Origin of the sequence: Paractinoplanes toevensis (assembly GCF_018332695.1) — a bacterium.
GTDB classification, from domain to species: Bacteria; Actinomycetota; Actinomycetes; order Mycobacteriales; family Micromonosporaceae; genus Actinoplanes; species Actinoplanes toevensis.
The window spans coordinates 17,317-36,079 of record NZ_BOQN01000067.1 but is presented as its reverse complement, the minus strand read 5'-3'; the positions used below and the strand labels follow the sequence as shown (position 1 = coordinate 36,079).

Below are 18,763 nucleotides of genomic sequence, written 5' to 3'. Positions count from 1 at the left end.
CCTAGCCGAGCTGGTCGAGGGCGATCTCGGCGGCGGCCAGGAACGCGTCGTTCTCCTCCGGGGTGCCGATGGTCACCCGTACGCCATCGGGCTGGAACGGCCGCACGATGACCCCGCGCCCCTCGCAGACCGCGCCGAAGGGCGCGGATCTGTCGCCCAGCGGCAGCCAGACGAAGTTGGCCTGGCTCTCCGGCACCTCCACGTTGAGCTTGCGCAGCGCCTCGGTGACCCGCGACCGCTCGGACACGACCAGCGCGCACCGGCGCTTGACCTCGTCCTCCTGCTGGAGCGCGGCGAGCGCGGCGGCCTGCGCGACCAGGCTGGTGGAGAACGGGGTGAGCACCTTGCGGATGGCCGCGGCCACCTCCGGCTGAGCCACCAGGTAACCCATCCGCAGGCCGGCCAGGCCCCACGCCTTCGACATGGTGCGCAGCACGACCACGTTGGGCCGCCCGGCGTACGTGTCGATGGCGTCCGGCACGTCGGGGTCGGTGACCAGCTCGCGATACGCCTCGTCCAGCACCACCAGCACGTCCGACGGCACCTCGGCGAGGAAGCGGTCCAGTTCGGCCTTCCGCACCGCCGTACCCGTCGGGTTGTTGGGGTTGCAGACGATCACCAGGCGGGTCCGATCGGTGATCGCGTCGGCCATGGCCGGCAGGTCGTGGCCGTGCTCGGCCGTGTTCGGCACCCGCACGCTGGTGGCGCCCACCCCGGCCGAGATGATCGGGTACGCCTCGAACGAACGCCACGAGTAGACGATCTCGTCGCCGGGCAGGCAGGTCGCCTTCACCAGGATCTCGGCCAGGGCGACCGAGCCGCAGCCGGTGACGATCCGGTCGGCGGCCACTCCGAAGCGGGCGGCCAGCGCGTCGCGCAGCGCCAGCACGCCCATGTCGGGGTAACGGTGCGACTGCAGCATCGCCTCGGCGACGGCCTCGACCACGCCGGGCAGCGGACCGTAGGGGACCTCGTTGCTGGCCAGCTTGATCGCCTCGGCGATCCCCAGCTCACGGGTGAGGTCGGCGAGACTGCGACCGGGCACGTAGGCCGGGAGGCTGTCCAGGTCAGCGCGAGTGAGCCGAGTCATCGGTGTTGTCCTTCCGGGGAACCGGGGGCTGGTAGTCGGGTGGCAGCGCGACCACGACCGTGCGCGCCGTCTTGTCGTGGAACGCCTGCCGCAGTTGCTGGTCGAACAGCGGCGAGATCGAGTCGACGAACTGCATGACCAGGCCGAAGCCGGCACAGCCCCAGGCCGGGGTCCACAGCCCGAGCCGGGCCCACCGGCCGAAGGCACGGCCGAACCCGAGCGGCTCGGTGTTCTCGATCGCGACCACCTTGATCCGCATCAGCCGCTTGCCGAGGGTCTGCCCGGTGCTCGCGGTGGACGGCGCCTCGTAGAGCAGCCAGAGCAGGGTCGCCACGATCAGCATGACCCAGAGCAGCGAGTCGGTGCGCCCGGAGGCGGGCTGCACGTCGAAGGCGCTCTGGCCGTTCGCCACCGCGTCCATGCTGGCTCGATAGGTGGGCAGGAACTCCTGCCAGAACTGGTAGGCGAAGTAGCCGTTGACGACGATGTTGAGCAGCAGGACGGCGAGGATGTCGAGCAGCCGGGCGGCCAGCCGCGGGCCGAGCCCGGCCAGCGCGAAGCCGTGCGGCCGGGCCTGGACCGGGTAGGGCGCGTACTGCCAGCCGGGCTGCGGCGGAACCCCGGACGGGGGCAGGGCCCCGGGCGGCAGGGCCCCGGGCGGCACGGTCCCCGGCGTCGGGATGCCCGGGGGCGGTTGCCACCCCGGAGGCGGCTGCCAGCCGGGCGGCGGTGGCGGCATCGGACCCCAGCCGGGCGGCGCCTGCTGCTGCGGCGGCATCCAGGCCGGTGGCGGCGGAGGGGCCGCGGCGGCCGGGGACGCCGGCTCGGGAGCGGGGGCCGGTGGCGGCTCCTCCTCCTCGACCGGGGGCGGTCCGTCCGGCGGGACCGCGTCGGCCGGGATGGCCTTGCCGAGCCAGCCCTCACCGTCCCAGTAGCGCTGGGTCGTGGGGTCGGCCGGATCCTTGTACCAGCCGGCAGGCAGCGAGCTCATGGGGAAACCTTAACCACCACGGTCTGTGCCACCTTGTCGTGCAGGGCCTGCTGGTAGGGCTTGTCCCAGAGTTGCCACAGCCCGTCGACGTAGCTGAAGAACGGAACGAAGGTGCCGCACACGACCTCGATGAGGTAGCGCTTGGCGGCCATGCCCCGGGTGAGCCGCCTGGTCGGGTCGAGCGGGACGACCCGGATCTTCATGGCTTTCTTGCCGATCGTCTGGCCGCTGCGGTGCATGTACTCGACCACGTAGAGGTAGTAGAGCAGCAGCACGAGGACGTAGAAGGCCAGCTCGAACAGCAGCAGCGGCAGCAGGAACTCACGCATCATCCGGCCCGGGCCGGTGTCGTAGGCGAACGTCTGCGGGTCGGGCAGCTGGGCGAAGAGCAGGAAGAAGCCGGGCACGGCGAGGACGATCGCGGCGGCGCCGAGAACGGCCACATCGATGATGTACGCGACCAGACGCGTACCGAAATCGGCGAGCGGCAGCCCGCCGGGGCTGGCCGGCACCGGCGGGCGCACGGGAACGTAGTAGTAACCCGGCGGAAGGGGCGGGTAGCTCACGCGGAGCAGTGTTACAGATTGCCGCGGAGTTCCTGCTCCCGCTCGATGGCCTCGAAGAGCGCCTTGAAGTTGCCCTTGCCGAAACCCAGCGACCCGTGCCGCTCGATCAGCTCGAAGAACACGGTCGGCCGGTCCTGCACCGGCTTCGTGAAGATCTGCAGCAGGTAACCGTCCTCGTCCCGGTCGACCAGGATCTTCCGCCGCTTCAGCTCCTCGATCGGCGCCCGAACCTCACCGATCCGCGCGCGCAGCTCCGGGTCGTCGTAGTACGAGTCGGGCGTGTCCAGGAACTCGACACCGGCCGCCCGCATGGCGTCCACGCTGCGGATGATGTCGTTGGTGGCGATCGCGATGTGCTGCGCGCCCGGGCCGCCGTAGAACTCGAGGTACTCGTCGATCTGCGACTTGCGCTTGGACACGGCCGGCTCGTTCAGCGGGAACTTGACCTTGCGGTGCCCGTCCGCGACGACCTTGGACATCAGCGCCGAGTAGTCGGTGGCGATGTCGTCGCCGATGAACTCGGCCATGTTGGTGAAGCCCATGACCCGGCCGTAGAACTCGACCCACTCGTCCATCTTGCCGAGCTCGACGTTGCCGACCACGTGGTCGACGGCCTGGAAGTAGCGCTTGGCGGGCGGGGTGCCGATCGGGCCGCGGGCGACGAAGCCGGGCAGGAACGGGCCGTCGTACTTCGAGCGGTCGACCAGCGAGTGGACGGTGTCGCCGTAGGTGGCGATCGCCGCGATCCGCACCGTGCCGTGCTCGTCGGTGACGTCGTGCGGCTCGGTGACGCCGCGGGCGCCGGCGTTGACCGCGTGCAGGTAGGCGGCGTCGACGTCGGGCACCTCGAGGGCGATGTCGTAGATCCCGTCGCTGTGCTTGGTGACGTGGTCGGCGCCGGGCGCACCGGCGTGCACCGCACCCGTGATCAGGAACCGGGCCGAGCCGCTGACCAGCACATATTCCGCATGGTCGCGATAGCCGTTCTCCGGGCCACGGTAGGCGACACAGGTCATCCCGAACGCGGTGGAGTAGTAGTGGGCGGCCTGCTTGGCGTTGCCCACGAGGAACTGGAGGTAGTCGACGCCCTTGACGGGGAAGACGTCGGCTTGGCGGGTCTCGGATTCCATCATCTGCGTCATGAACCGAGGCTGCCCGCACCCTTCGAGGTAGGCAACAGTTGCATTTCACGCTGGTCAGCCTGCGCAATTCGTACGGTAACTTCCGGGGATGACTATGCGATCTGTCCAGCTCGACGCCCTCGACGCGCGGCTGGTGGAGATGCTTGCGGCCGAGCCGCGCATCGGCGTACTCGAATTGTCCCGACGGTTGGCCGTCGCTCGCGGGACGGTTCAGGCCCGGCTGGACAAATTGATCGCGCGGGGCGCGATCCAAGGCTTCGGGCCCGAGGTCATTCCCGAAGCCATCGGCTTCGGGGTGATGAGCTTCGTGACATTGGAGATCAGCCAGCGGTACGGGCATGGCGCGGTCGCCGAACACCTGGCCGACATCCCCGAGGTCCTGGAGGCGCACACGATCACCGGCAGCGGCGACGTGCTGTGCCGGATCGTGGCCCGGTCGAACGCCGACCTGCAGCGGGTGATCGACCTGATCGTCGGCTACGAGGGCATCGTCCGAGCGCACACGATCATCGCCCTGGCCGAGCTGATCCACTACCGCACGTTGCCGCTGGTGAAGGCCGCATCCCTCGCATAAGCCAACGACACGGGCAAATCGCGATCCCTCGTCCGGGGGATTGATCTAGTTAGCGTGTCGCCCATGGCGTCGGGTGGCAACTCCCGTATGGGATACATGCTGATCTCCGTCGTCGTGGTTCTGGTCGTGCTGGCCACCACCCACACCTGGAACCCCTGGCCCAAGCTCTGGACCTGGTTCAACACCAGCGACCCGATCGCCGCCGGCGTCTCCCGATGGCAGAGCACGATCGGCGGCAGCCCACAGAGCGTCACCATCGCGGGCGACGCGGTGATCGTCGAATACCGCACCTCCATCGAGGCGTACGGGCTCACCGCCGGCGTCAAGCTGTGGGGCAACGACGCCGACTGGGCCGGCGTGGCCGGCGAGGGCAACGACGCGGTGGTCGTCACCGGCCGCCTGCTCACCAAGGGCTACCAGGTCCTCGACCCGCGCAGCGGCACCGTGCGGCGAGCCGACACCGAGGCCACCGCCGTGTGGACCTACCGCACCGGCATCCTCGACCTGCGCTGCGGCAAGGGCAGCGACTGCGAGCTGACCGCCTGGGACACCCGCGGCAAAGCCCGCTGGCGGGTCAGCACCGGCGGCATCGGGTTCGTGCTCGACGCCGCCAACCCCGACCTGCCCGACACCAAGCCGATGACCGCCAACAACATCGACGACGACGTGGCCGGCCCCCGGCAGATGCCGTCCCTGATCGGGCTGCCCGACGACGGCAAGGTCCGGGTCATCGACACCGCCACCGGCAAACTCGTGCAGACCGCCGAACCGGGCGCCGACCAGCGGGTCGCGATCGCCGGCGGCCGGGTCCTCACCGTCACCGCCACCTCCGCCGACGGCACCTGCTACTTCGGCGTGGTCGCCAGCGACCCACCCGGCGGTGGCACGGTCTGGAAGAGGGACGGGCTCAACCTGCGGACCGCGTCCAACGGGTCCGGCTGCAAACAGGACCGCGACCCGGCCGGTGGCGAGGACGTGGTGCTCGGCGTCGACCCGGTCGGCCGGCAGGAACTCATCGCCGCCCACGACGGGCGGATCCTGTGGCACGGCGCCAAGGGAGAGGAGGTGCAGGCGGTGAACGACTCGTTCGCGGTCATCCGCAGCGGTACCTCGCTGCGCGGCCTGGCCCTGTCCCGTGGATCGGTGTCCTGGACACGCGCGAACTCCGGCTCCGTGGCGATCACCCCCAACGCCGTGGTGATCGTCACCACAAAGCCTGGCCGGGTGGCCGCCCTGTCGCCGTCCAGCGGCCGAGTCCTCGCCGAGGTTCGGACGAATGCCAAGATTTTCGCCACCGGACCGGGCGGAATGATCGTCGTCGACGGCCGTGACATGGCCTACCTGCCCTTTACTTGACCGAACTGGTATGTCGGCACGGCGGGAGCGGTTCGCATATCCCGATGCCGCTGTCCTAGGCTTGCCCGTCATGAGCAGAGGCGCCGCATTCTCGTACTCGCCGCTGTTGCCGATCGGCGACGACCTGACCGAGTACCGACTGGTCACGGACGAGGGCGTGGACGTGGTGCACGGTCCCGGCGGCCGCCGGTTCCTCACCGTCGAACCGGCCGCGATCACCCAGCTCACCGCCGAGGCCATGCACGACATCGCGCACTACCTGCGCCCGGCCCACCTCTCCCAGCTCCGCTCGATCATCGACGACCCGAAAGCGTCGCCGAACGACCGGTTCGTGGCGATGGACCTGCTGCGCAACGCGAACATCGCGGCCGGCGGGGTGCTGCCGATGTGCCAGGACACCGGCACCGCGATCGTGATGGGCAAGCGCGGCCGGCACGTGCTGACCGACGGCACCGACGAGGAAGCCATCGCCCAGGGCGTCTACCAGGCGTACACCCGGCTCAACCTGCGCTACTCGCAGCTGGCCCCGCTGACCATGTGGGACGAGCGCAACACCGGTTCCAACCTGCCCGCCCAGATCGAGCTGTACGCGGAAGACCCGGGCGGCCAGCCCGACGCGTACAAATTCCTGTTCATGGCCAAGGGCGGCGGCTCGGCCAACAAGAGCTACCTCTACCAGGAGACCAAGGCGCTGCTGAACCCGGCGCGGATGATGGAGTTCCTGGACGAGAAACTCCGGCTGATCGGCACCTCGGCCTGCCCGCCCTACCACCTGGCCGTGGTGATCGGCGGCACCAGCGGCGAGTTCGCCCTCAAGACCGCCAAGCTGGCCAGCGCCAAATACCTCGACAACCTGCCCCGGCACGGCACGATGTCGGCGCACGGCTTCCGCGACGTCGAGCTGGAGGCCGCGGTCCTCGAGCTGACCCGCGACTTCGGCATCGGCGCCCAGTTCGGCGGCCGGTACTTCTGCCACGACGTGCGCGTCATCCGCCTCCCCCGGCACGGCGCCTCCTGCCCGGTCGCCATCGCCGTCTCCTGCTCGGCCGACCGCCAGGCCCTGGCCAAGGTCACGCCGTCCGGCGTCTGGCTGGAACGCCTCGAGACCGACCCGGCCCGCTTCCTCCCCGACGTCGAGCTGAACGAGGGCCCGGTCGTCCGGGTCGACCTCAACCGCCCGATGGCCGAGATCCGCGCCGAGCTCTCGCAATACCCCGTAAAGACCCGCCTGTCGCTGACCGGCCCGCTGGTGGTGGCCCGCGACATCGCCCACGCGAAGATCGCCGAGCTCCTGGCCGCCGGCCAGCCGATGCCGCAATACATGCGCGACCACGCGGTCTACTACGCCGGCCCGGCGAAAACCCCCGAGGGCTACGCATCGGGCTCGTTCGGCCCGACCACGGCCGGCCGCATGGACTCGTACGTCGAGCAGTTCCAGGCCGCCGGCGGCAGCCTGGTGATGCTGGCCAAGGGCAACCGCTCAGCCCAGGTGACCCGAGCCTGCCAGTCCTACGGCGGCTTCTACCTGGGCTCGATCGGCGGCCCGGCCGCCCGCCTGGCCCAGGACTGCATCCGCCACGTAGAGGTCCTGGAATACCCCGAGCTGGGCATGGAAGCGGTCTGGAAGATCGAGGTAGAGGACTTCCCAGCCTTCATCGTGGTAGACGACAAGGGCAACGACTTCTTCGCCGAGGTAACCAAGCCGGTCCTGGGCATCAGCCGCCGCTAGCCGATCACCTTGCCGGGGTTGAAGAGGTTCAATGGATCCAGCGTCTGCTTGACCGCCACCTGCATCGCCAGCACCCCGGCGGACAGTTCCTGCCGCATGCCGGCCCGCTTCAGCAGGCCGACGCCGTGTTCGCCGGTCACCGTGCCGCCCATCGCGATGGCCGCGCTCAGCATGTCCTCGAACGCGCCCTGGGCCGCCCGTTTCGCGGCCTCGTCGCCGGTCGGGGCCAGGATCAGCGGGTGCAGGTTGCCGTCGCCGGCATGCGCGATCACCGCGATGGTCGCGCCATGGTGGGCGGCGATCGCTTCGATCGAGGACAACATTTCCGGTACGCGTGACCGCGGCACACAGATGTCCTCGGTCAGTACCGGGCTCAGCCGCTCCAGCGCCGGGTAGGCCAGCCGCCGCGCGGCGAACAGCGCCTCGGCCTCGATCTCGTCGGTGGACTGTTCCGCCCAGAGTGCTCCGGCCGCGCGGAACACCTCGGCCACCGCGGTCGCCTCCGCGTCGCCCGGCGTGTCCAGCTGGGCCAGCAGCAGCGCCGCGGCGTCCGACTCCAGGCCCAGGTGCTTCCAGTCCTCCACGGCTTTCAGACAGGTGCGATCGAGCAGTTCCAGCGCGGCCGGCAGCAGCCCGGCCCGGGTCACCGCCGCGACCGCCTCGCCGGCCGCGACCACGCTGCCGAACGCGCCGACCACGGTCTTGGGTGCCTCCCGGCGGGCCGGGCGCAGCCGCAGGGTGACCTCGGTGATCACGCCGAACGTGCCCTCCGAGCCGGTGAACAGGCCGGCCAGGTCGTAACCACTGACGCCCTTGGTGGTGCGCCGGCCGAGCCGCACCACGGTGCCGTACTCGCCGGCCGGGCCGCCGACCACAACCTCCATGCCGAGTACGTAGTCGCGGGTCACGCCGTACTTCAGGCAGCACAGACCGCCGGCGTTGGTCGACACGTTGCCGCCGATGGTCGACCAGGGGGCGCTGGCCGGATCGGGCGGGTACCACAGCCCGTGCTCGGCGACCGCCCGCTTCAGGTCGTCGTTGACCACGCCCGGCTGCACCGTGGCGGTCATGTTCTCGACGTCGATCTCCACGATCTTGTTCATTTTGGACAGATCGAGGATCATCGCGCCGTCGACGGCATTGGCTCCACCGGACAATCCGGTGCCGGCGCCGCGCGGCACGATCGGGACGTTCCGCCCAGCGCAGGCCGCGACCACCCGGCGTACCTCCTCGGTGGTCCGTGGCCGGACGGCCGCGACCGCCTTCCCGTAGGGTGCCCATTCCGCGTCGTCGTGGCTGAGGCTTTCCAGCACGTCCGGGTCATCGACCACCTCGAGGCCGTCGAGTATTTCCCTCATTTCACGAACTCCAGGATCGCCGCATCGGTCAGGTCGGGTTGATGGTCGCCATACCAGCGACCTTACGCGCCGGCCGGTGCCTGATCCGGCATCATCGTGGCCGTGACAGCCGACGAGATCACGGTGCCCGACCTGACCGACGAGGAGCGGCAGGTGCTCGCTCGCAGCCTCCTGGAGTGGGGCGGACCAGCCCACTGCACCGATGCCCTCGCCGTAGCCATGGACTTCGGCAGCGCCGCAGACCTGTTCGAGGAAGCCCGACGGCTGAGGCTCCTGATCAAGGAGGACCGCCCTCTGACTCGCCGCGATTGGCGGAGAGCCCTCGTCTCGTTCGAGATCGTCTTCGCCAGTGACGTGTTCGGGTCGGGCTGGGACTGGTCGGCCACCACCGGCCGGTCCGACGAGGAGACGATCCGCCTGCTGCGATCCGTGCAGCGCAAGATCGCCCGTGCGGCCCGGATCCACGAGATCTAGCCTGGTGGCCATGTTCACCGACGGGCTGATCAACATCTATACCCGCGACATCGAGGCAGCGATCCACTTCTACCGGGACCTGCTCGGCCTGAACGAGACGTTCCGGACGCCCACCGAGGGCACGCCCGAGCACATCGAGTTCCAGGTCGGCGGCTTCACGCTGGGTCTGGGCACAGTGCAGGCCGCCGAGCGAGTCCACGGCGTCGAGGCGGAGCCCGGCCGTCCGGCCATGGCCCTGGTCTTCTGGACCGACGACGTGGACACCGACTTCGACCGGCTGACGGCGGCCGGCGTCCCCGGGCTGATCGCGCCGCGCAACGTCGGCAACAACAATCGCAACGCCCTGCTCAAGGACCCGGACGGCAACCTGGTGGAGATCGTCGCGAAGGTCAGCTGAGCGGGATCGCGAACAGCCGTCCGGTGCGGCCGCCGAACAAGTTGGCGTAGTCGGCGGTCAGCGCGTAGAGGGTCCGACCGTCGTCGGTCAGGGCGCAGTCGAAAGCGCCGTCCGGCAGCGAAATCGTGGCCAGCACCTCGCCGCCCTCCCGGACGAGCTGGCAGTGCTGGTTGGGAACGGCGGCGTACCAAACCGCGCCCGCCCGGTCGATGCAGATGCCGTCGGGGGCCGCGCCGGGCAGGTCGGCCCACACCCGGCGGTTGGTCAGCGAGCCGTCGGCGCCGATGTCGAAAGCGGTCAGCCGGGAAGCGTGCGACTCGGCGACGATAAGGGTGCCGTCGTCGGCGGTCACGGCCATGCCGTTCGGGAATTCCAGGCCGTCGGCCACCTGGCGAACGGAACCGGACGGGGTCACCACGGCGATGAGGCCGGGCGCGGGGCCGGCGGGAAAGTCGTAGCCGATGTTGTTGACGAAGACGTTCCCCCGGGAGTCGACGGCGATGTCGTTCCACGGGTGGCTGCCGTCGATGTCCGACAGGTCGGCGTGGAGCGAGCCGGCACGCAGCAACCGCGCCCCTGGCCCATCCAGAATGAGCAGGTCACCGCCGGGCAGCCAGTCGATGCAGAACGGCAGACCGCGCACCCTGGCGACCACCGAAGGCGACGAACCCTCGAGCCGGATCACCTCGCCGGCACCCCAGTCGCAGAACCAGAGTTGCCCGTCGTGCCAGCGAGCCGACTCGCCCATCACGATCCCGGTGAGCACTTCGCGTGGAGAACCCATCGTCACATCGCCGCCATCAGCACAGTGTCGGCCGAGTAGTAGTAACCGGGAGTGTCCGGGTTGGCGGGTCGCGCGACAGCGAGCCGCTCGATCGCAACATACCGCGAGGTCACCTGCACACCGCCGACGTCGAAATGTGGACGCTCGGTGCCGAAAGCGGCCGGGAACGTCGCCCGCACCGTCCCGGATCGTGGCGACACCTCCATGACCTGCCGGTCCGCGGTCAGCAGCACGACAACGTCGCCGGCCGCCCCGAGCACCTGCGCGCCGGCGGGATAGCGCCGCACCGCGACACCGGTGACCGGATCGACGGCGACCAGCGCGTCGGCCGTGGGCTGGAAGACCAGGCCGAGAGCGACCGTGCTGCCCGCGGCATCCAGGGTGGGCGCGCGCACTGGCGTCGAGCCGTCGGTGAGCCAGCCCCGGCCGGAGCCGTCGCGGAGCCCGGCACAGCCGGACGCGGCGACATCACAGCCGAGCGGCGTGTACGGCCCGGCCGGGAAGGACGCGACCGCACCACCGGTCGCCGTGTCGTAGGCACCGAGCGGGCAGACGTACCGGCCGCCGCCGGTGGTGAAGCCGTCGGCGCAGAGACCCGACGCTGTCCAGAGGCGGGTGCCGGTGCTAGCCGCGTACGCGGAAGACTCGGAAGCGGCCGTGACCAGCACGACGTCGCCGGCCACGTGCAGGCCGGCCGGTCGCCAGACCGCGCCGGCGCCGGTCCGATGCCCGGACCAACCCGGTGCCGCGGGCCCGTCGGCCCGCCAGGCGATGGTGCCGGTGCGGCCGTCGATGGCCACCAGCGCGCCGTCGGACCATCGGCTGATCACGGTGGGTCCGACCGCAACCACTCCGGAGAGTTGCTGCGGCCAGCGCCGGAACGACCAGATCGCGGTGCGGACGGTTTTCGCGTTGATCGGCGCGTCGGCCCGGATCTGCCGTTTCGAGGCATAGACCCGGATCTGCTGGTCGACGATCAGCGGGGCGACCGGGAGGCGGCCGGTCACGCCGGGAAGCGCCTGACCGGCGGCCGGATAGGGCGGCTTGACGACGGCGAGGACCTCGGCGGGGGCCAGCACCCGCCAGCCGACCAGTACCGCCGCGGCGGCCACGACCAGCGCGACCAGCGCCCGCAGAAGTACCTTTTGCACCAGCCGAGACTATGTCAGGCCACGGCGGCCAGGTCGTCCAGGTCGCGGCGCATCGCCACCTCGGCGGTGCCGGCGGCCAAACCGCCGAAGATCAGCGCGAGGAGACGGCCGCCCGGTTGGGTCGCGCCACCATCCTGTACGACGGTGACCATCGTGCCGCCGCGGTGCCGGCCGGAGACGACCGGTACGAACGAGTAGGTCATCGTGTAGTCGGCGCCGATGCCCGGTGAGGTGACCACGAACCGATCCGGGATCACGCATTCGAGCACGTGAAACTCCTCGGTGATCTCGCCACCGTCGGCCATCGGCCGGGTCTCGCGCCATGCCGTACCGGCGCCGAACGGACCCTTGCTGAGCACCTCGACCCGCGTTACGGCCGACAACCAGTCCCGTCGCCGGGCCAGGTCGGTGAACACCTGCCAGACCGAGGCGACCGGTGCCTCGATCAGGCGTGTCACCGCGACGGTGGACATAGAGTGACCTCCCGCGTACACGCTACGAGGGTAAGGCGCGCGGGCGCTAGGGCACTACGGTTCCGGTTACCTCGCCCAGACCGATTTCCACGCCGGCCGCGCCGATGGCCGTACCGCTGATGGTGACCTTGTCGCCGTCCTCGAGGAAACCGCGCACGCTGCCATCGGTGAGCTTCACCGGCTCGGCGCCGTTGCGGGTGAGTTCGAGGAACGAGCCGACCTCCTCGCGAGCCGGCCCGGAGACGGTGCCGGAGGCGAACAGATCACCGGTGCGCACCGAGGCGCCGTTGCTGGTCAGGTGGGCCAACTGCTGGGCGGCGGTCCAGTACATCGAGGCGAACGGCGGCGCGGACACCCGGGTGTCGTTCCACTCGACCGACAGCCGCAGATCGAAGGCCGGCCCGGCCGGCTGCAGATAGTCGAGTGGCGGCGGATCTTGCGGCAACGCCACAACGGAGGACAGCGCCGAGAGCGGCACCACCCACGGCGACACCGAGGTGGCGAACGACTTGGCCAGGAACGGGCCGAGCGGACGGTATTCCCAGGCCTGGATGTCGCGGGCGGACCAGTCGTTGACCAGGGTGATCCCGAAGACGTGGTCGGCGAAGTCGGTGGTGCGCAGCCGCCGGCCGGGCACCCCCACCACGAACCCGACCTCGGCCTCGACGTCGAGCCGCCGGGACGGCCCGAACACGCCCTCGCCGAGCTGCCCGTGCGGCCGCCGGATCGGGGTGCCGGACACCACCACCGTGCTCGACCGGCCGTGATAGCCGATCGGCAGATGTTTCCAGTGCGGCGGCAGGCCCGACTCACCGGGCCGCAGGATCGCCGACACGTTCCGCGCGTGGTGCTCGGACGAGTAGAAGTCGGTGTAGTCGGCCACCTCGAACGGCAGATGCAGGGTGACCTCGCTGAGCGGAATGCGCTCCGGCGAGCCGGAGACCAGGTCGGCGACCGCGGCCCGGGCCGCCGCCCATTCGGCCGGACCGGCCGCGAGCAGGGGATTCAGCGTCGCCGCGGCCAACTGCCCACCCAACGACGAAAGATCAACAACCGAGGACCCCAGGCGTACGCCGAGACGGCGCTCGCCACGCGGCCGGCTGAAGACGCCGTAGGGAAGGTTTTCGCTGCCGTACCGGCTCATTCGGGACCACCGTTGATCAGGCCGAGCCGGATCAGCTCGGTCAGGGGCTCGACCACGCTGGCCGCGCCGAAGCCGACGAACAGCGGACGGGTGTCGTCGCGCCGCCGCCGGCACGGCTCGACCAGGGGCAGCGGATGGGTCGCGGCCAGCACCTCGGCCACCTCGGCCACCTCGGCGCCCTCGGCCGCGAGGATGCCGGCGGCCACCACGTTGAGGAAGCCGTGGTGGGTGAAGCCGGTCTCCGGGTCGGTGTGCCGGATCGCGTGGCGCAGGCCGGCGGCCAGCCGGAACGGCAACTCCCGGTCGCGGCAGGCGCAGATCACCGCGGCCAGTTCGACCGGGGTGGGGAACAACTCGGCGGCCAGCCCACCGACCCGGAACTTGGGGGCCATCCGCAGGCTCGCGGCCCGGCACTCGGCCACCGTGTCCAGCGCGCCGAGGAGACCCCAGCTGAGCGGGATCTCGGCGTACACCTGGAGGTCTTTGTCCTGCTCGGCCAGCGTGCGCAGATCACTGAGCCCGGGTTGCGGGTCTTCGCCGCGCCGGGCCACCGGCGCCTCGAGGTGGAAGACCACCGCCCCGGCCGCGCGCAGTTTCTCGACCGCGATCGGCATCGCGCCGACCGCGACGTCGCCGACCAGCGCGACCGGCAGCTCACGCCGAGGCATTTCGACGCTTATCAATGAGGCGGGGATCAGGAGCGGACCGAGCAGTCCGGCGAACCAGGCCCCGCGGTGCTCGACGTGCTTGGCCACGGCATCGGGCAGGCCGATGAGACTGGGCGGAAGCAAAGAGGCGTCATCGACCAGCCCGGCGAACAGCGTAGGCACCATCGTTGACACCATCTGAACCTAATGGACGCTTGAGAGGCCGGACAACCAGGCCCGCTATGTCGGTTTTCACCCGAGGACCGCGACCTCGGCGCTCAGCGCCTTCGGTAGCGGCTGATCGGCCGGAAAACTCGGGATCCGCAGCGCGAAGACGCGATCGGCGATGCGCGCGCAGTACCCCTTGCCGGCGACCAGCTCCAGATAGCCCGGCTGATAGCTGACGTTGCCCTCGTCGCAGGCCGCCGGATCGGCGAACGGATCACCGGTGGCCGGGCTGACCAGGGCCCGCTTCTCGAGCGGTTCGACGGTCCACACGCGTTGATCGCCGCCCGTGCAGTTCTGATCATGATCGGTCTTGCCCGGCGTCGAGCAGAGCAGCGAGAGGTCGCCGGTGTAGGCGTCGGTGCCGGCCCGCGGCGGATCGAGCCAGATCGCACCCTGCGGGTATTTGTCGCCGCTTCCCATCGGCACCTCGACGTGCAGCATCGCCGCCCCGAGACCCTGGGCGGCCGGGCTGGACACCGCGATCGGCAGATCAGGAAGAACGCTGTCCGATTCGTCGCCGGTGGACGCGCGGTGGTAGACCGCCACCGCGAACGTGCCGGCCGCCAGCACGAGCAGCGCCACCAGGGCGACCAGGCCGCGGCGCTCGCCCCGGACCAGCACCACGGTCACCGCGACGAGAACCACCACCGCCGCGCCGGCGAGCAGAAGATCGACCATGACCGACAAGGTACCCGGGGCGCCGAAGCGCCCCGGGTGCCCGGTATATCAGCCGATGTGGAAGTTCTCGCCGTAGACCGCGAAGTCCAGCGGCGTGTTCAGGTCGAAGTTGCTGTTGTTGAGGAAGACGCGCTGGGCCGTGTCGACCCGCGAGGTGTCGGAGTGCGCCTCCTCCTTCTTCATCTCGACGACCCGCTCGTTGAGGAAGACGTTGAGCCAGGCGCGCTCGTCACCGCCCTGCGAGGGCGGCTTCGCCTTGGTCAGGGCGCGGCTGCGGATGGACCGGAAGCCCTCGTAACCGTGCATGACCGAGGCGTCGTAGTAGGCGAACTGGCCGAGCGCCCGCACGCCGTCGCTCTTACCGTCCCGCACCGACGGGTTGAAGTAGACCCGGTCGCGTTCGGCTTCCTGAGCTGCCTGGAACACCGAGTCGGCCGCGGCGGTCTTCCAGTCCTTGGTGAAGTTGGGGTCGAGACCGGAGTGCGAGTCGGTCCCGTCGACGTTGCGCAGCGCCGGGAGGTACTTGGCGAGCACGTTGGACGGCTTGGTGGCCGTGTACGCCTCCACCAGTTCCAGCATGTCGCCGGTCCCGGAGCAGAACCCGATGATGCCCGCGGTGTAGCCGCGGCCGTCGCCGATGTCCTCGATGTAGGCGAACTGGGCCCGCCAGTTCAGCGACGAGTTCTCCGCCGCCGAGACCAGCTGCATGGCGACGTCCTTCTTCGCCGGATCGTCCAGGCTCTTGCCTGAAGGGGCAGAGGTGGGTGACGAGGTGGGCGGTGTTGTGGGACTGGTTCCACCGGGCATGGCCCAAGTCTGGTTCGCGGTGTTCGAGCACGTCCAGATCTGCAACCGAGCGCCGTTCGCCGTGCTCTTGTCGGTCACGTCGAGGCACTTGCCCGACCCGCTGTTGACCAGCGCTCCGTTGGACACGGTCCACTTCTGCGCGCCGGTGGCGTTGCAGTCGTAGAGCTGGATCTTCGCTCCGTTCGCGGTCGAGGCGGAGGTGACGTCGAGGCACTTGCCGAGCGCCCGGATGGTGTTGTCGGTGTTCCCGACGGTCCACTGCTGGGCGGCACTGCCGTTGCAGTCGTAGAGCTGCACGGCGGAGCCGTTGGCGCTGGAACCGCCAGCGACGTCGATGCACTTGCTGCCGAGTCCCTTGATCGGGCCGGCTACGGCGGCGCTGGCCGGAAGCAGCCCATAAGCGATGGCTGCAGCGGGGACGACCAGGCCAAGTGAGGCATATGCGACTGCCCGCACGCGTTTCATGGCACTCCTGTGGGGAGGGGGGATGAAGGGGATCACGCGCGTGATGGGCAGTGACGCTAGAACAGTTAACCAGGTTTATCAATAGGCTTCGATGAGGTGGTCTAGCCTGCTTGATGGGCCTTGACATGGGGGAGGGCTCTGTCTACCGTCCGAGCAACTGTTAGTCAGTTTGCCTATCCGCAGGGAGCCCCGTTGACGCGTCTGGCCGGCTCGTCCAAGCTGCTCCGCGCCATGAACGAGAGCGCCGCTCTAGCGCACCTGCTCGACCCAGGGATGCTCACCCGCTCCGACTTGCGCAAGCTCACCGCCCTGTCCACCCCGACCATCTCCGAGGTGCTGCGCCGACTCACCGACGCCGGCCTGGTCAATGTGGTGGGCCACAACAGTGGCCGCCCGGGGCCGAACGCCGAGATCTACGCGGCGAACCCCGATGCGGCGTACGCGGTCGCGGTCTCCGTGCGCGACATCGGCACCAGCGGCACGCCGTCGGTGACCGCCGCCCTCTGCGACCTGACCGGCGCCGTCCGCGCCCGGTTCGAGTCGCGCATCGACTTCCTCGGCACCGAACCCGCCATCGCGCTCGTCGACGTCGTCGCCCGGCTGCGCGATCAGGCCCTCGTCCCGGCCGACCGGATCGGCCACGTGCAGCTCGGCGTGCCCGGCTCCTGGGACGCCCGCACCGAGACCATCCGGCACGTCGACGTGCCCGGCTTCGGCCGGGCCGGCCTGGTGCCGGAGATCGCGGCCGCCCTCGGCACCCATGTGGGCGTCGACAACGACGTCAACCTGGCCGCGGTGGCCGAGCGCAAGCGCGGCACCGCCCGGGACGCGGAGGGATTCGCGCTGCTCTGGATGGGCCAGGACGGTCTCGGTCTGGCCATCGACATCGCCGGCAAGCTGATCCGCGGCGCCCGCGGCGGTGCCGGCGAGATCGGCTACATGCCGCTCTACTCGCCGGATTCCTCGGATCGCAAGCTCGACCTGCAGGACCTCTTCGGCGGCGCCGCGATCATGGAACTGGCCCGGGACAACGGCATCGCCGGGAACACCCCGGCCGAGGTCGTCCGGGCCGCCACGGCCGCGTCCGGCGAATTCCTCACCACGCTGGCCGACCGCGTCGCGGTCGGCCTGGCCGCGGTGATCGCCGTTCTCGACCCCTATCTGGTGGTGCTGGCCGGCCCGATCGCCCAGGCCGGCGGCGAGACCCTGCTGGCCGCGGTGAACACCGCGGTACGCCGGGCCGCGCCGCTGGAGAGCTCGATCGCGGTCACCACCATCGACGACGACGCGGTGCTGCTCGGCGCTCTCGACGCCGGCCTCGCCGCGATCCGGGAAGCACTCATCACTGCCATCCGCGATAGCTGACGTTTCCTGAGAGGCCCCAAAGTGAACAAACGGCTACCCTCTGCCCTTTTTGCCCTTGCCTTGCTCACCACCGCCGCCTGCACCCCCGCGCCGAAGGAGAACAAGGTCGCCGACCCTGGCGCCTCGGTGTCCGGGACCGTCGAGCTCTGGCACTTCTTCACCGAACGCGAGGCCGACGCGATCGACCAGGTGATCAAGGACTTCGAGTCGAGTCACCCCAACATCAAGGTCACGGTCAAGTCCGGGCAGGACGACTCCAAGGTCACCCAGGCGATCGGCGCCGGCAACGGACCGGACATCGGCCTCTCCTACTCCACCGACATCGTCGGCAAGTTCTGCTCGTCCGGCGCGTGGGTGGATCTCACCCCGTACATCAACCGCGACAAAGTGGACCTCAACCAGCTGAACGCGACCACCCGGTCGTACACCGAGTTCGGCGGCAAGCGCTGCGCAATGCCGTTCCTCGCCGACGCCTACGGCATGTTCTACAACAAGGACCTCTTCGCCAAGGCCGGCATCGCCGGCCCGCCCAAGACCCTCGACGAGCTGACCGAGGACGCCAAGAAGCTGACCGTACGCAACTCGGACGGCTCGCTGAAGACGGTCGGCTTCCTGCCGCTCTACGACTTCTACGAGAACGCCGCCGCGCACCTCGCCCCGGCCGTCGGCGCCAAGTGGCTGACCGACGACGGCAAGTCCGCGGTCGGCACCGACCCGGCCTGGAAGACCCTGCTGACCTGGCAGAAGAACCTCGTCGACTGGTACGGCTACGCCAACCTCACCAAGTTCAAGGCCGGCCTCGGCGACGAGTTCAGCGCGGACAACGCGTTCCAGAAGGGCCAGGTCGCGATCAACATCGACGCCGAGTACCGCCTGGCGTTCCTCAAGGACCAGGCACCTTCCCTGAAGTACGGCGTGGCTCCGCTCCCGGCGAGTGACGCCTCCCGGTACGGCGGCGGTTACGTCACCGGCAACATCATGGGCATCTCCAAGAACGCCAAGAACCCCGAGGCGGCCTGGGCGCTGATCAAGTACCTGACCACGGACGACGCCGCCGTCACCAAGCTGGCCGGGCTGATCAAGAACGTGCCGACCACGACGAAGTCGATCGCCGACCCGACGCTCAACGCCGACCCCGACTTCAAGGCGTTCATCGACATCTTCAACAGCCCGAACTCGCAGACCACCCCGCCGTCCGCGTCCGGACCCGCCTACCAGGAGACCTTCGGCCAGTTCCTGCTGACCTACCAGGCCGGCAAGGTCAAGGACCTGAACGCCGGGCTCGCCGATGCCGACAAGCAGGTCAACAGCGTCATGCAGCTGGGCGGCTGACCATGTCCGCCA

General features: G+C 69.8%; 19 protein-coding genes. 7 read left to right on the top strand and 12 right to left on the bottom strand.

What is annotated here, in order from left to right:
• Position 1: 1 nt before the first annotated feature.
• From hisC to hppD, 4 genes are read right to left on the bottom strand one after another with little or no spacing between them, the layout of a single operon-like run.
• The gene (gene hisC / locus Ato02nite_RS26350) at positions 2-1,090 is read right to left on the bottom strand and encodes a histidinol-phosphate transaminase (protein WP_213009312.1); all 1,089 of its coding nucleotides are present in this window, start codon (positions 1,088-1,090) and stop codon (positions 2-4) included.
• Positions 1,068-2,081: an RDD family protein gene (locus Ato02nite_RS26345; protein WP_213009311.1), complete on the bottom strand. Its 1,014-nt coding sequence runs from the start codon at positions 2,079-2,081 to the stop codon at positions 1,068-1,070. The genes hisC and Ato02nite_RS26345 overlap by 23 nt, the downstream gene beginning before the upstream one ends.
• Positions 2,078-2,647 carry an RDD family protein gene (locus Ato02nite_RS26340; protein ID WP_246607433.1) on the bottom strand — a complete coding sequence of 190 codons (570 nt, stop codon included), beginning with the start codon at positions 2,645-2,647 and terminating at the stop codon, positions 2,078-2,080. Before Ato02nite_RS26340 ends, Ato02nite_RS26345 begins: the two co-directional genes overlap by 4 nt.
• Positions 2,648-2,658: 11 nt before the next feature.
• Positions 2,659-3,789: a 4-hydroxyphenylpyruvate dioxygenase gene (gene hppD, locus Ato02nite_RS26335; RefSeq protein ID WP_213009310.1), complete on the bottom strand. Its 1,131-nt coding sequence runs from the start codon at positions 3,787-3,789 to the stop codon at positions 2,659-2,661.
• Between the two features lie 88 nt (positions 3,790-3,877).
• On the opposite strand from hppD, the gene Ato02nite_RS26330 reads away from it, so the two are divergent.
• From Ato02nite_RS26330 to Ato02nite_RS26320, 3 genes are all read left to right on the top strand, one after another.
• Positions 3,878-4,363 (top strand): Lrp/AsnC family transcriptional regulator, encoded by a 486-nt coding sequence (locus Ato02nite_RS26330; RefSeq protein WP_213009309.1) that lies wholly within the window; start codon positions 3,878-3,880, stop codon positions 4,361-4,363.
• A 63-nt stretch (positions 4,364-4,426) separates the two neighbouring features.
• Positions 4,427-5,719 (top strand): PQQ-binding-like beta-propeller repeat protein, encoded by a 1,293-nt coding sequence (locus tag Ato02nite_RS26325; protein ID WP_213009308.1) that lies wholly within the window; start codon positions 4,427-4,429, stop codon positions 5,717-5,719.
• 70 nt (positions 5,720-5,789) lie between these two features.
• Positions 5,790-7,448 (top strand): fumarate hydratase, encoded by a 1,659-nt coding sequence (locus tag Ato02nite_RS26320; RefSeq protein ID WP_213009307.1) that lies wholly within the window; start codon positions 5,790-5,792, stop codon positions 7,446-7,448.
• On the opposite strand, the gene Ato02nite_RS26315 is transcribed toward Ato02nite_RS26320, so the two are convergent.
• Complete coding sequence (locus tag Ato02nite_RS26315) at positions 7,445-8,806, bottom strand: FAD-binding oxidoreductase (RefSeq protein ID WP_213009306.1); 1,362 nt, start codon at positions 8,804-8,806, stop codon at positions 7,445-7,447. The genes Ato02nite_RS26320 and Ato02nite_RS26315 overlap by 4 nt on opposite strands.
• Positions 8,807-8,908: 102 nt before the next feature.
• Between Ato02nite_RS26315 and Ato02nite_RS26310 the strand changes: the two genes are divergently transcribed.
• Together Ato02nite_RS26310 and Ato02nite_RS26305 are read left to right on the top strand one after the other, a co-directional pair.
• A complete protein-coding gene (locus Ato02nite_RS26310) occupies positions 8,909-9,280 on the top strand; it encodes a hypothetical protein (protein ID WP_213009305.1) in 372 nt (123 codons plus the stop codon).
• A 10-nt stretch (positions 9,281-9,290) separates the two neighbouring features.
• Positions 9,291-9,677, top strand: coding sequence for a VOC family protein (locus Ato02nite_RS26305; protein WP_213009304.1), 387 nt, complete (start codon positions 9,291-9,293; stop codon positions 9,675-9,677).
• On the opposite strand, the gene Ato02nite_RS26300 is transcribed toward Ato02nite_RS26305, so the two are convergent.
• Genes Ato02nite_RS26300 through Ato02nite_RS52595 form a run of 7 tightly spaced genes read right to left on the bottom strand, consistent with a single transcriptional unit; the run spans position 9,670 to position 16,054 of the window.
• Entirely contained in the window at positions 9,670-10,461 is a 792-nt protein-coding gene (locus Ato02nite_RS26300; RefSeq protein ID WP_213009303.1) for an SMP-30/gluconolactonase/LRE family protein, read from the bottom strand. The genes Ato02nite_RS26305 and Ato02nite_RS26300 overlap by 8 nt on opposite strands.
• 2 nt (positions 10,462-10,463) lie before the next feature.
• The gene (locus Ato02nite_RS26295) at positions 10,464-11,612 is read right to left on the bottom strand and encodes a PQQ-binding-like beta-propeller repeat protein (protein WP_213009302.1); all 1,149 of its coding nucleotides are present in this window, start codon (positions 11,610-11,612) and stop codon (positions 10,464-10,466) included.
• A gap of 14 nt (positions 11,613-11,626) precedes the next feature.
• A complete protein-coding gene (locus Ato02nite_RS26290; RefSeq protein ID WP_213009301.1) occupies positions 11,627-12,085 on the bottom strand; it encodes an SRPBCC family protein in 459 nt (152 codons plus the stop codon).
• Between the two features lie 46 nt (positions 12,086-12,131).
• On the bottom strand, positions 12,132-13,229 hold the full coding sequence (locus tag Ato02nite_RS26285) for a fumarylacetoacetate hydrolase family protein (protein WP_213009300.1): 1,098 nt from the start codon (positions 13,227-13,229) through the stop codon (positions 12,132-12,134).
• On the bottom strand, positions 13,226-14,071 hold the full coding sequence (locus Ato02nite_RS26280; protein WP_213009299.1) for a hypothetical protein: 846 nt from the start codon (positions 14,069-14,071) through the stop codon (positions 13,226-13,228). Before Ato02nite_RS26280 ends, Ato02nite_RS26285 begins: the two co-directional genes overlap by 4 nt.
• A gap of 57 nt (positions 14,072-14,128) precedes the next feature.
• Positions 14,129-14,782, bottom strand: coding sequence for a hypothetical protein (locus tag Ato02nite_RS26275; protein WP_213009298.1), 654 nt, complete (start codon positions 14,780-14,782; stop codon positions 14,129-14,131).
• Between the two features lie 48 nt (positions 14,783-14,830).
• Positions 14,831-16,054 (bottom strand): chitosanase, encoded by a 1,224-nt coding sequence (locus Ato02nite_RS52595; protein ID WP_213009297.1) that lies wholly within the window; start codon positions 16,052-16,054, stop codon positions 14,831-14,833.
• A 192-nt stretch (positions 16,055-16,246) separates the two neighbouring features.
• Between Ato02nite_RS52595 and Ato02nite_RS26265 the strand changes: the two genes are divergently transcribed.
• Together Ato02nite_RS26265 and Ato02nite_RS26260 are read left to right on the top strand one after the other, a co-directional pair.
• Positions 16,247-17,419, top strand: coding sequence for an ROK family transcriptional regulator (locus tag Ato02nite_RS26265; protein ID WP_213009296.1), 1,173 nt, complete (start codon positions 16,247-16,249; stop codon positions 17,417-17,419).
• 60 nt (positions 17,420-17,479) lie between these two features.
• On the top strand, positions 17,480-18,751 hold the full coding sequence (locus Ato02nite_RS26260) for an ABC transporter substrate-binding protein (protein WP_246607432.1): 1,272 nt from the start codon (positions 17,480-17,482) through the stop codon (positions 18,749-18,751).
• Positions 18,752-18,763 lie beyond the last annotated feature (12 nt).

Coding starts and splice junctions, on each gene's coding strand:
- Ato02nite_RS26330 (WP_213009309.1), top strand. CDS start 3,878: ATGACTATGCGATCTGTCCAGCTCGACGCCCTCGACGCGCGGCTGGTG.
- hppD (WP_213009310.1), bottom strand. CDS start 3,789: ATGACGCAGATGATGGAATCCGAGACCCGCCAAGCCGACGTCTTCCCC.
- Ato02nite_RS26300 (WP_213009303.1), bottom strand. CDS start 10,461: ATGGGTTCTCCACGCGAAGTGCTCACCGGGATCGTGATGGGCGAGTCG.
- hisC (WP_213009312.1), bottom strand. CDS start 1,090: ATGACTCGGCTCACTCGCGCTGACCTGGACAGCCTCCCGGCCTACGTG.
- Ato02nite_RS26345 (WP_213009311.1), bottom strand. CDS start 2,081: ATGAGCTCGCTGCCTGCCGGCTGGTACAAGGATCCGGCCGACCCCACG.
- Ato02nite_RS26320 (WP_213009307.1), top strand. CDS start 5,790: ATGAGCAGAGGCGCCGCATTCTCGTACTCGCCGCTGTTGCCGATCGGC.
- Ato02nite_RS26315 (WP_213009306.1), bottom strand. CDS start 8,806: ATGAGGGAAATACTCGACGGCCTCGAGGTGGTCGATGACCCGGACGTG.
- Ato02nite_RS26290 (WP_213009301.1), bottom strand. CDS start 12,085: ATGTCCACCGTCGCGGTGACACGCCTGATCGAGGCACCGGTCGCCTCG.
- Ato02nite_RS26325 (WP_213009308.1), top strand. CDS start 4,427: ATGGCGTCGGGTGGCAACTCCCGTATGGGATACATGCTGATCTCCGTC.
- Ato02nite_RS26275 (WP_213009298.1), bottom strand. CDS start 14,782: ATGGTCGATCTTCTGCTCGCCGGCGCGGCGGTGGTGGTTCTCGTCGCG.
- Ato02nite_RS52595 (WP_213009297.1), bottom strand. CDS start 16,054: ATGAAACGCGTGCGGGCAGTCGCATATGCCTCACTTGGCCTGGTCGTC.
- Ato02nite_RS26305 (WP_213009304.1), top strand. CDS start 9,291: ATGTTCACCGACGGGCTGATCAACATCTATACCCGCGACATCGAGGCA.
- Ato02nite_RS26285 (WP_213009300.1), bottom strand. CDS start 13,229: ATGAGCCGGTACGGCAGCGAAAACCTTCCCTACGGCGTCTTCAGCCGG.